At 38.9% G+C, this 12,039-nt stretch carries 7 protein-coding genes; 3 read left to right on the top strand and 4 right to left on the bottom strand.

Annotated elements, in window-relative coordinates:
- Positions 1 to 74 precede the first annotated feature (74 nt).
- Positions 75 to 3,137, bottom strand: coding sequence for an efflux RND transporter permease subunit (locus tag J7E81_RS05555; protein WP_251028436.1), 3,063 nt, complete (start codon positions 3,135 to 3,137; stop codon positions 75 to 77).
- Positions 3,138 to 3,289: 152 nt separating this feature from the next.
- Positions 3,290 to 6,043: a bifunctional YncE family protein/alkaline phosphatase family protein gene (locus J7E81_RS05550; RefSeq protein WP_215041102.1), complete on the bottom strand. Its 2,754-nt coding sequence runs from the start codon at positions 6,041 to 6,043 to the stop codon at positions 3,290 to 3,292.
- A gap of 272 nt (positions 6,044 to 6,315) precedes the next feature.
- On the opposite strand from J7E81_RS05550, the gene J7E81_RS05545 reads away from it, so the two are divergent.
- Positions 6,316 to 6,498 carry a YolD-like family protein gene (locus tag J7E81_RS05545; protein WP_215041101.1) on the top strand — a complete coding sequence of 61 codons (183 nt, stop codon included), beginning with the start codon at positions 6,316 to 6,318 and terminating at the stop codon, positions 6,496 to 6,498.
- A gap of 145 nt (positions 6,499 to 6,643) precedes the next feature.
- Here J7E81_RS05545 and J7E81_RS05540 read toward each other — a convergent pair whose 3' ends face one another.
- Positions 6,644 to 7,966, bottom strand: coding sequence for a multicopper oxidase domain-containing protein (locus J7E81_RS05540; RefSeq protein ID WP_215041100.1), 1,323 nt, complete (start codon positions 7,964 to 7,966; stop codon positions 6,644 to 6,646).
- 130 nt (positions 7,967 to 8,096) lie between these two features.
- The gene (locus J7E81_RS05535; protein WP_215041099.1) at positions 8,097 to 10,037 is read right to left on the bottom strand and encodes a PhoX family protein; all 1,941 of its coding nucleotides are present in this window, start codon (positions 10,035 to 10,037) and stop codon (positions 8,097 to 8,099) included.
- A 241-nt stretch (positions 10,038 to 10,278) separates the two neighbouring features.
- On the opposite strand from J7E81_RS05535, the gene J7E81_RS05530 reads away from it, so the two are divergent.
- Positions 10,279 to 10,992 carry a response regulator transcription factor gene (locus J7E81_RS05530; protein WP_215041098.1) on the top strand — a complete coding sequence of 238 codons (714 nt, stop codon included), beginning with the start codon at positions 10,279 to 10,281 and terminating at the stop codon, positions 10,990 to 10,992.
- A 121-nt stretch (positions 10,993 to 11,113) separates the two neighbouring features.
- Entirely contained in the window at positions 11,114 to 11,995 is an 882-nt protein-coding gene (locus tag J7E81_RS05525; RefSeq protein ID WP_215041097.1) for an AraC family transcriptional regulator, read from the top strand.
- Positions 11,996 to 12,039 lie beyond the last annotated feature (44 nt).

Genomic DNA, 12,039 nt, shown 5'->3' with positions numbered 1-12,039 from the left:
AGAAGGGCGAAAGAGCGGAACTCCTACACTTTGGCGCCTGAGTTCCGCTCATTTTATGCTTAGAATGAAGTTAATTATGCTGATAACCCTTGCTGCTGTTTTATAGTTGAATTTTCTACCTTTCCACTCAACCATTTATAAACAATTGGAATGATCAACAGGCAAATAAGCGTAGAACTGATCATACCTCCAACAACCACAATACCAAGTGTTTGAGAAATGATCGTGTCCCCTTTCCCTGACACAGCTAACGGGAGGACTGTTAAAATAGTCGTTACCGCAGTCATTAACACAGGTCTAACTCTTGTTGCCGTGCCGCTCAGAATGGCTAAATTTAGTTCTAATCCTTCCGAAAGGTTTCTTTCAATCTTATCGACTAGGACAATCCCGTTTGTGACCACAATTCCCGTTAACATCATCAGTCCTACTAGTGCGGCGAGATTCCATTCAAGTCTAAAAAAAATCATTGCTATAACAGAGCCAATAAACGCTAATGGAATGCACACTAAAACGGCTAAAGGTGCTCTCCACCCCCGGAATACAGCACTAATAATTAGCAGAACAAGCAAAATGGAAAAGAACAAAGCGATCGCCATCTCATAGATCATTTCATATACTTGCTGAGGTGCACCTGCAAAGGAATACTCGATCCCCTCTGGCAGCGGAATTTTCCCTAGGGTACTTTTGACTTGTTTCGTAACTTTTCCTATATCACGGGAAATGATGTTTGCTGTAACCACCGCATACGGTTTTCCGTCCTTCTCTTGAATCACCGAGGAACCTACTGGTTTTAATGAAGCAAGTTGATCTAATGTCACTTTTTGTCCTTGATTAGTTAAAAAGGTCTCGCCGCCCATTAAAGTAAAAATATCCTTTGTACTGCCATTTTGTTTATCCGTATGAATGACAATTGGAAATGTATATCGATTAATAGAGAGGAACCCTTGTGTTCCCTCTGCAGTAAATTGCTGAATTCGATTTAAAACATCATCTAGCTTAATGTTATAATGTTCGATCGCCTTGCGGTTTAATGTAATCTGATACTGGGGTATATGATCTTCATCATCGGCAATCCCCTGTACGGATAGTCCCGGTACGAGCTTAAGCTTGGTTCGCAAGGTTTGGGCCATTGTTTCCAATGTCTGACTATCCGCCCCGGTAAGATTGATCTTTAACTGGGAATCGTCTCCTGCGATGCTTTGATTGGAAACAGTGTATACAGCTTTGCTTGATAATGTATTTAATTGTTTCTGAAGACTCAGGATAAAGCTATCAACGTCGTTATCCTTCTTTACCGTTATGGACAAATTGGCAATGTTCGGTTTCTGAAGCCACCCTCCTCCCGCATCAAATACATCATCCGATTGGGGGGTAAAAGAGGAACCGAGTCCTGATGAAAACGAGTCGACTTTGGAGTTTGTTTCCAATAATCCTTCCAACCTTCTTACTTTAGCGTCTACTTCTGTTAATGAAGTATTTTGTGGCAATTCCACCTGTACCGCGATTTGTCCTTTGTTATTAGACATTGGTAAAAAATTCACAGGAAGAAAGGCGGCACCCACTGATGATAATAAAAATAAAGCTGTAAATGTCAAAAACACTTTTTTCTTGTGAGCAAACACCCATGTGATTATTTTATAGGCAACCGGTTCTAAATTATCATCGTTTGAGATTGGTTTTCCTTTCCAAAAAAGGTTGTAGAGCGCTGGAACAACCAAAATAGAAACAAATAGTGAGATGATCAAAGCAATCACCACAGACCATGCAAAACCTGAAAAAGCCGAACTAACTAAACCACCTATAAGTGCAATTGGAATATAGACAGCTACAGTAGTGGCCGTAGATGAAACAATCGCAGGGATCATTTCACACACGGCACCTGTCAGCAATGATAGACTGTTTTTCCCCTGTGCTTTATTCACTTTCCGATTAATATTATCAAGAATGACGATTGAGTCATCGACTACCCTGCCCATTGCAACAATAAGACCAGAAACGGTAAGAATATTGAGACTGATTCCCATTGTTTTTAATAAACCAGTCGTAGCTAATAAACAGATTGGCAAGGAAATAACAATTAGTAAGGTGGAACGGACTTTACGGAAAAACAGAAAAACACAAATCATCGAAAACAAGCAGCCTAATAGACCCTCTTTGATTAAACCTTTTAAAGACGCATTGACCTGATCTCCTTGATCAAAGAGAATAGACGCATTTATATCCTTATTTTTCAATGCAGGAATATCCTTCATTTTCTCCTTGACCCGATTAGAAACATCGGTAATATTGGAGGATGGAGTCTTTAAAACATCGATTAGAACACTCGGTTTCCCGTTGGTTCTTGATATAGTCTCTAGGTTGACAATAGAAGTTGAAATGTCGGCCACTTTAGAAAGTGGAACTGTTATACCTTCTCTGTTTTGAATAGGCAACTGCAACAAATCTTGTTGATTTAATACCCAGCCGGAGACCTGGACAGGAATGGATACTTGGTTGTTAGAAACTTTTCCCTCTATTCCAGTCGTATAGTTTTCTTCGAGTGATTGTTTTACATCATTTATTGTTAAGCCCGCCTTATTTAAATCTGCCATCCGCAAGTTAACTGCATAACCGGCTGTTCCCCCACCGGATACGTGTACATCTTTAACCCCTGGCACTGTTTTCAATCGATTGACGAAATCTTCTTGAATAGAGGTTCTGAGCATATTTTCTGTTATATTTTGAGACGAACTGATCAGACTCATTCTTATAATCGGCATGGAATGAGTACTAAGACGGGTTACAAGCGGCTTTTCAATACCGTCCGGCAATTTGATATCCGTTAATGCTTTTGTCACCTGTTCCTCTGCTTGCTTCATATCATAATTCATGGGAAAGTTCAGACTGATCAACGACCCGCCATTGAATGAGTTGGTTTCGACATCTTGAAGACCGTCCACGATCCGGAGAGCCTGCCCAATCGGTTCTGTAATTTTCGCCTTTATTTGATCGGCCTGATATTGATCGGCACGAACAGTTAGAGAGAGAGTTGAATTATTAATTTCCGGCAGATAATCACGCTGTATTTGTCGAGCCGACATTCCACCCCATATAAGGATAAGAACTATTAAAGTGACAATGAGAATCGAACGTTTCATCGTTTCATTTATCAATCGTTTCATATGATTTATTTGGACAATGGAAGCCCAAATTCCCCCCTCTTTTATGTAATTGGTACTTGGTTTAACAACAATAGCTACCCTTATGGATAGCTATTGTTGTTTATTGACTGTTTCAACACCATTGACGATTAGTCATTTTCAGCAGGATTTGGAGCAAAGCTTTCCGGCTGCTTTTCTACCTCATCTGGTGTATGAACCTTTTTATCACCTGGATATGGTTTATCAAAACCTTCTGTTGAATACCAAACAGCATGATTCAGCATATTGGCGTTAACTTCATCTGGTGAAGCATGTTTACCGGTAAACTTGTCCTTATTCTTGTTAGACCATTCCGTCCACTTTTTAGAAAGTTCCTTTGTCTCTGGTGTCACTTGCTCTGTGTTGGCAAGGGCAGCAGTATTAGACCCAGGCTGACCGTTTAGAGTGTCAAGCGGGATTTGGTTTGGTTCAAAATTGTACGGAGTAAAGTCAGGCTTATTTGTAAAAAGTTCGCTCATTGGCTCTGCCGCTGCATCGTTTTGGTTCATGGCAGGAAGACCAAGAATTTGCTCAATACTGCGAACCATGTTGATGACAGTCCAGTAGTGACTGTCTGTAATACCTTTCTTCACCCAAGGACTGATGACATGTGCCGGCTCACGATGGCCGTCCACGTGATCTAACCCATTCTGTGAATCATCTTGAGTAATAAAAATGACAGAATCTTTCCAATATGGGCTATGTGAAATCAGGTCAACGATTTTACCAATAGCCAAATCATTATCTGCCACCATTGCCTGTGGTGTTGGAGAACCTGTAGCATTTCCTGCCGTGTGGTCATCCATCACCCACATCGTGTTTAATGCTGGTAGATCATTATTTTTAACATGTTCTTCAAAGCGCTGTTTAAAAATTTCGAATCGGTATTGATCTGGAATATTCGTATCAAACGTCGGGAACGGTTTATACGTGATAGGTCCAAGTGACGGAATATCATAAGTAGCCGAATAGTTTCCGATTGGTACATGAAGAGTACCTTGCTTTTGTCCAGAAAGGATTAAGTAATCGTTATACCAATCAGTCCAAGTACCAAATGGTGCTGAGCCTATGAACCCGGTTGTATCTTCTCCGAAGTTCTCGACGGATACATTATATTTAGCTGCTTGATCCCATAAATGTCCTGTAGGAGCATATGCCATTGGATCCCCGGCGCCGCCAGGATAGCTTTTAACATTAGCTGTATCGGTTTCTTTATCCTCATAGTCAGTGTTCGTTCCTTGCATGACCCATTGGTGTCCGCTCGCTGATTGGATACCTGAGGTATACACATTATCAAGAAGCGGGAAGGTAGTCGCAAGTTTATGAATGTTAGGAGTTACTGCTTTAGGGAACTGTGTTAATCCTACTTCTCCATTACCTTTCCCTAGATCACCTAGTACTTGGTCATAGGTCCGGTTTTCTTTGATAATATAGAATACATGTTTAATAGTTGATGGCTCGCCAACACGCTCAGGCATTGCGACAGGTTTCTTATTAGTACGCGGTTTTGCGTTCAGATCCTTTAAGCCAAACCAGTTGTTGTCAGCGTAAACCTGTTTTGTTCCCTTAGCTAGATCCTCAGCCGAAGGGAATGGGATTAAGGAAAGAGATCCCATTTGCGCATAGGAAGAGTGGCCAGAAACCTTAATTCCTTGAATCGTTAAATCCCGTGCTGGTCCTTGTGAACCAATACCATCCGCATTAGCAACTACTAGATTTTTATTTTCCGCATCTACTGCAATATCGACTGGGAACCAAGCAGTCGGTAAGAGGCCTTGTAATTCTGGAGACTTATCAGGGCCTTGCCAGTCATACACCGCAATGGCGTTATCACGGCCAAGGCTGACCATTAACTTGTTATCTACTACCTTAACAGCGTTTGGTGCAGAACCTTTATGCGCATTCGGATACGGTTTAATATCAATTGTTTGTACGACATTATTTGTCTTTGAGTCAATAACGGAAACCGTGTCACTGTTTGTATTTGTAACGAATATGTACTGACCGGATTGTGTCATACGTTCAGGCTGTACACCAACTTCAATGGTCTTTGTAACTTTGTTTGTTGTCAGATCAATAACTGATACTGTTCCTGTTGACGTCGCTCCTGTCTTAGGGTCGACGACTACTTGAGTTCCTGAAGAATCAACTGTTGTATCCCCAGCCTTCGCTACCCGTCCGCCTTGGTTTGTAACATACGCCGTATTACCATCAACTAAAACACTTGTTGGGGCATTTTCCACTGCAATTTTAGCTGTTAATACGCCTGTTTGCGGATCGAACACACCAAGGCTGTTATCACGGTTAAGAGCTACTAATAGCTGGCCTTGTGGTCCAACTGTTAGATCAAGCGGGTTGATATTTCCACCTACAGCTGCGTTTGGAAGAGTATAAGTCTTTTGAATAGCAGGAATTCCGTCTGTACCAACAGACATAACCACCAATTTCCCTTTTCCTCCCTTAGAACCTGTTGCAAATAGCTGATTACCGTCTTTCGAATAGGTTAATCCCCACATTGTAGAAAGGCCTAAATTGAAATCTTTTAATGTCAATTTTCCTGTTGCAAGATCGACGACGTTGATTCCCTTGCCGCCATAATTGTTACGGCCAACAATGGTTACTGCCGTTTTTCCCTTTGGATTAACAGCAACAGAAATTGGGTTTCCGCCAAATTCAATTTGCTTTCCTGCCGGTGTAATCAATTGATTAACAGGTGTTTGCACGGAACCATCCGCTTGTGTCCCAACTAAATTACTTCCAAATGCTCCATCATTTGCAGCGTAAACCCCTGCTGACCCCATCAACACAGTGCATAAAGTAAGTCCAGCAAGCAGCTTTTTCTTTTTTCTAAGCTTCTTTAACATCCTTACCATCCCCTTTCTTTAATACTTTAATAGAATACAATTCTTTTATTAAGGAATAGTTGAAGCAATGTTAAAGATAAATAAATAAAATTCTGACTATTTATCCATAACTATATAACTAGTTCTTTTACGCGAATCTACTATTATAGTAGTTAAGTCATCTTTACATAGTTATAATTAATAATTCTTTAACACTTGCTTCATCTTCTCTTAAAATACTTACCGTATAATTTGATTATGTAATGAATTACGACAAAAAAGGAGGCAATAGAATGTTCTTGAAAAAGTTAGCTCAAGGTGGACTGATTACGGTTGAATATTATAAAAATGGAGTTTTAAGGACCCTTAAAGGACGGGTTCGCCGCTTAAATCTCAAAGACCAACTGGTTTCATTAATAGATGAAAAAAAAGTGCTCCATTCCATCCATTTATCTGGTATTAAACAAATTCATTAATGCTTTAAATTGTAAGAAACTAACCTTTCAGTGTTAAGGTTATTTTTTTTGTCCTTAAACTCTAGTTAATGAACTCCGAATAAAACAAAAGAACCTGAGTATATCACTCAGATTCTTTTCGATACCTATAATTTTCAGTAAATGATTAGCTTGGATCTCCAGCTTGTAGCGCTTGATCCATGGTATTAATCTTTTGTTCAAGATCATTAATTGAATTCTTTAAAGCTTCAGGATTTGGTGAGCTATTTAATTGCTTACTTACAGTGGCAGCTGCGTTGTCAAGGGCTGTCCACTCTTCAAAGTGATCATCGGATGAAACACTATAAAATCCTTGTATACCTTGGATAATATCCTTTATCTCTGGTTTCATTGCCTCATAGTTCTTTTCAAATTGATATTGTTTCAACAATGCAAAATGGTGTCTTACATCGCTGACTGGATTCATATTTCCATGGTTCATTTTATCATGGTATTGTTCATAAACCATCATCATGTGCATGCCATGTGTATCATGCGGCCCCATATGGCAATGAATCGGCCAAATTCCAGGATTGTCCGCTTTCAGCAATAGGTCATACTTTTCGCCTGGTCCGATTGTAATCGAATCCTTTGTCATTGGGTTTGCGATATCTCTACCATCAGAAGCTACCACTTTAAAATGATGCCCATGGGTATGAAAGGTATGAACTTCTGAACCAGCATTTATTAACCTGATTAAATAGGTTCCTCCTTCTTTAACATGAAGAGGCGGTATTTCAGGATCTACTTTCCCATTAATCATATAGTACTTAGCTTTTCGTTCGGTTGTATCATATTCACCCTCTAGGTGAAGATGCTCTGCAGCTGTACCAACATATTGATGTGCTTCTGTACCTTCCGCTAAGCTTAAAAGCGGATCTCTTTCGGATAGGAGCAATGTAAACTCACCATCTGTCTTATATTTGGCTGGTTTTGGCTCCACGATAAAAGCCCCATATAAACCCATTTCTGGATGCCTGTCCGGTTCAACATGACAATGATAATAATATGTTCCTGCTTTTTTAGCATCGAATTCGTAAGTGAAGGAATCACCTTTCATGGTGGGGTGTTGACTCATATCAGGTGTCCCATCCCCAGCAAAACTATTGTCGACTCCATGAAAATGAATAGTATGTAATTCTTTTTGTTGATTATGGAACACGACTTTTACGTGATCGCCCTCTTTGGCACGAATTTCTGGACCCGGCACACTTGGCGGAGAAGCAGGTGCATTTTTTTTAGGATCCCATAAGCCAAAGCCCCAAGAATATAGGGTATTTCCTTGAGACACTTCTTGTTCCATATCTGCTGCATATAAATGAAATATCATTGTTTCACCTTTTTTAATTTGAACAGAGGCTGATTCCCGCTTTGCATTCAAGCCTAAAACAGCCAGGACTACTAAAAAGCAAAAAATGGATATAAATAAAATCGTTGTTCGTTTCTTCATGTAAACACCCCTAGTTGGATTAAAAATGAAAGTTTAGCCCACAAAAGAGCCCTCTTAAAAATTAACTCCGGTAACGTTAGATTACCGGAGTTAATCAGAGAAAACTATTTATTTCCAAGTGAGTAATAATTTATTTGTTATTTAAATCGCTTTTTACATCTCTATTGGTATTTTGCAAGTCTTCTAGAGAAGGTAACCCGGAAATATAACCTACTCCACCAGTTCGATCAATTCCGATTTCTTTCTCCATCGCTTGTTCTAATTCGGTTTTATCGACTGCTGTAATCTTCTTACCTTCTAATTCATCCCCTGGATGCTGGAAATTACTCATAATGTAAGAGAATCCATTTCGGTTATCCACAGCAAACAAACCAGTTGATTCAGCTCCAGCTGGAACAGATAAAATTCTTGTTAATTCTTTTGTATCCACATTATATGCCCATACAAAGTTATTTGTATGCATTCCGCTATCCTCGCCAATAAATAAGGTCCTTAATGCTTCTGAATAGCTTAAATTATCTGTATTGGCTACTTTATTGACATTCGCTGTATTTCCGTATGTGTCCGCAGATGGCATGTCTTCACCTGCGATTAGTCCAGACATACTGGCTGCCACATATTTGCTATTAATCTTTTGACCTGTGCTATCTTTTTGACCCTCAGTTAAATCTAATTGATACGTAACACCTGATTTTATTTTTGACAGCTTCATATCATCGACTGGATCGGCAGAATTTTCGACCATACCATTACTTTGATCGGAAATCGCAATGTAAACTTTTTTATCCTTTTCGTTTAGGGTCACACCTTCCATTTTGTTAAACTCAGATGTTGCCCCAAGCATGGCTGCATAGCGGCGAGACTCTAAAAATGCTGCTGCCTTTTCCATGCCAGGCTTAAGCTTTAAGTATTCTGTTTTTCCATATGAGTATTGCTTGATCGCTTTGAAGCCTTCCTTTGGTACATCAGAAGTTTCGAAAATATCACTAAACTTAGCGCCACTGTCAATGATTTTTTTCACTTCTTTATCTGTAGCATGACCAATCTTTATCCATTCTAGATTCCCAGATCCGCCATTTTCTGTGCCGGTTTGATGGAATTTCGCTGCATATAGGGTACCCGCTGTAAGATCTTTTGCTTTATCCGCTACATACATAAACATAGTTGTATAGGAACCATCATCTCCAAAGAATGCTGTACGCTGATCAGGCATCATCTTCATTAATTCATGAGAGAAACGGCCAATACTATAGTGTTTTGCAACAGAAGCTTCTCCTTGTTTATCTACTTTAATTTCAGGAATGAATCCATAAAAATACGGATTTGCCTTTGACTTGTCCCCAAAATAAAGCTTTGCAAAACTTTCTACCCCAGTTCTTTCAGAGGAATTTGGATCAAGTTCAAAACTGCGTGCATCTGGCTCATATTCTTCAGAACCTAAATGTGTATTCCATGGTGAAAGAGAACCGTTACATGGTATCCACAATCCATTTACACTTGAAAAATCAATTTTCTTAACCTCTTTAGGGGTTAATTCCCCAGTTTTTTTATTTTGTTCCAATGTAGATAATGACATGGAAGCAGGAACAATACCATATGCTGATTTACCAGCAGCATCAATTGTTTGGTATTCATAATGGGTAACCATATATTGTTGTCCATGGATTGGGTTCAATAGACTATTGGAATCAGGTGCATCTGATACATAATAGGTAGGTTTTCCTTCCACGCTTGTATCCATGATGGGGTCACCATTCACATCGATTGGTGTGCCTGCAGGAATCAATTTTCCTTTGTTCATTGCTACTTTATCTTCAGATTTAAATAGCCTCTTATAAGATAGTGGGAAATTCTTTACTTCACCATTACTATACTTTACATCCATTGAAGCGTTCGTATAGGTTTGAACCATTTTTTCGATTGTTTTCGGTGCTTCCATCCCATTAAACTTAACGGAATCAATCGTAACATGACCATTGCCTGCGGCAGCAGCAGGTGTTAATGCCGGAATCGTTAAAGCTAATCCTAGTGCGATAGTAGTCGCTTTTTTACTAATAGTATGTATTCCCATTGTTCTCCCCCTAGTTTCTATAAACTTTTTGATTACGTAATCTATTAAATAAAAAATATATTAACCTAGGGTTTCCAGATTGTTAAGGGTTCGTAAAGTTAGGTTAATTCCTTGTAAAGTTTCTTTAGATTAAATTGTAAAAAACAACAGCTAAAATTATCATTAAAGAGACCAAGCCTAACAAAGGGTAAAATTAACAAGAACTGAAGATTGTCATCCTATTAGAATAACGGGGGATTTTATGAAACGTAAAATACTAGTAATCGATGATGAACCATCCATAATAACGTTGCTGCAATTCAACTTGAGCCGTGCAGGATTTGAAATTATAACAGCTATGGATGGTGAAGAGGGGAAAAGACTAGCTGAAACAGAGGCACCAGATGTTATTCTATTAGATTTAATGCTTCCAAAGTTAGATGGTATGGAGGTTTGTAAGCAACTTCGACAGAAAAAGATTATGACCCCCATTTTAATGCTCTCTGCAAAAAACGACGAACTTGATAAAATAATCGGTCTTGAGTTAGGTGCGGATGATTATATGGTTAAACCATTCAGCCCGCGAGAGGTGATTGCGAGAGTTAAAGCGATACTAAGAAGAGCTCAGATTCAATTAGAGACAGCGATTGACACTACCACAGAAGAATCACAAATAGAAATTGGTGAATTAGTGATGTTTCCTCAGAAATTTGAAGCCCATTTCAAAGGGAAGCCAATAGAACTAACTTTGAAGGAATTTGAATTACTACTATATTTAGCGAGAAATAGGGGTAGAGTTCAAAGTCGTGATGAATTGCTCAACACTGTGTGGAAAAATGATTTTTCGAGCGACACGCGAATTGTGGATGTCCATATTTCAAGATTAAGAGAAAAGTTAAAAGAGGAGACAAAAAAGCCAGTTTATATTAAAACATATCGAGGAATTGGTTATAAATTGGAAGAGCCAAAGAGTTAATGACAAAAAAGGCTTCCTTCCTCATAGTTTATTATGACAAACGAACAAGTTATAGTTTTGCTATTTTCGCATATAATTAACCTAAATTAGCAATCTATCAGTAAAGGATGATTTCTATTTTATGGAATTAGGCTGCCTAGTATCAAAACTAAATGAGATGACTTTTTCGTTATTGTTAGCAGGTTATAAAACGTGTCCGCCTAATTGGTCTAAAACAGGGAAAAAACCTCTCTATCATTCCCTTTGGTTTATTACAAAAGGAACTGGGGAAATTGTGATTAACGGGAAAAATAGTTCACTCTCAACAGGAAAACTCGTCGTTTTTACGCCAGGGATGATTTGTGATAAAAAAACTTCCCCTTCTGATCCACTCGAATTTTATTTTATTCGTTTTACTCCTGCCGTGGCATTTGAAAGGAAAGAACAATGGCATTTTAAACTCCCACAGGAAATCACCTTTCCATTACACGGAGTTTATACCATTAAAAATAGTGCAGGAGTTGTCCTTTTATTAGAACAAATCAATTCGCTATCAAAACGAAGAGGTGCAACCATTGCCTTTAAACAAAAAATCCTTTTCCAGGAATTATTACTCTCCTTTATCCATGACTTTCATTCTCAAACTATACCTGGGGATACAAATCGAGTGATTGAGGAAACGATCGATTACATCGGCAATCATTATAATCAGGTAATAACCTTAACAGACTTAGCAAAGTTAGCTGGCTTAAGTAAGAGTCACTACTCTAGACTGTTTAAAAAGAATGTGGGTTATAGCCCGATTGAATATTTGACCCATCTGCGTATTGATCGAGCAAAAGAGCTGCTCGCCCATTCAGATATACGGATTAAAGAAGTCAGTCAAAGTGTCGGATATGAGGATGAACTATACTTCAGCCGGATTTTCAAAAAAATAGTAGGGCTATCCCCTACTCAGTTTAGTGATGACCAAAAAACATCCCTTTCCGCATTAGTGAAAAAGGGTGGCTTAATGAATAGTTAAACCATCCTTATATTGTTTCCTCAGTTGAAAGAACCGTTCAACCG

The sequence above is a fragment of the Bacillus sp. ISL-18 genome, from assembly GCF_018613415.1.
Lineage (GTDB): Bacteria > Bacillota > Bacilli > Bacillales > Cytobacillaceae > Neobacillus.
This window is presented reverse-complemented; position numbering and strand designations above follow the sequence as displayed.

Excerpts from the sequence above, each read along its gene's own strand:
- J7E81_RS05555 (WP_251028436.1), bottom strand. The coding sequence starts at position 3,137 with ATGAAACGTTCGATTCTCATTGTCACTTTAATAGTTCTTATCCTTATA.
- J7E81_RS05550 (WP_215041102.1), bottom strand. The coding sequence starts at position 6,043 with ATGTTAAAGAAGCTTAGAAAAAAGAAAAAGCTGCTTGCTGGACTTACT.
- J7E81_RS05545 (WP_215041101.1), top strand. The coding sequence starts at position 6,316 with ATGTTCTTGAAAAAGTTAGCTCAAGGTGGACTGATTACGGTTGAATAT.
- J7E81_RS05540 (WP_215041100.1), bottom strand. The coding sequence starts at position 7,966 with ATGAAGAAACGAACAACGATTTTATTTATATCCATTTTTTGCTTTTTA.
- J7E81_RS05535 (WP_215041099.1), bottom strand. The coding sequence starts at position 10,037 with ATGGGAATACATACTATTAGTAAAAAAGCGACTACTATCGCACTAGGA.
- J7E81_RS05530 (WP_215041098.1), top strand. The coding sequence starts at position 10,279 with ATGAAACGTAAAATACTAGTAATCGATGATGAACCATCCATAATAACG.
- J7E81_RS05525 (WP_215041097.1), top strand. The coding sequence starts at position 11,114 with ATGGAATTAGGCTGCCTAGTATCAAAACTAAATGAGATGACTTTTTCG.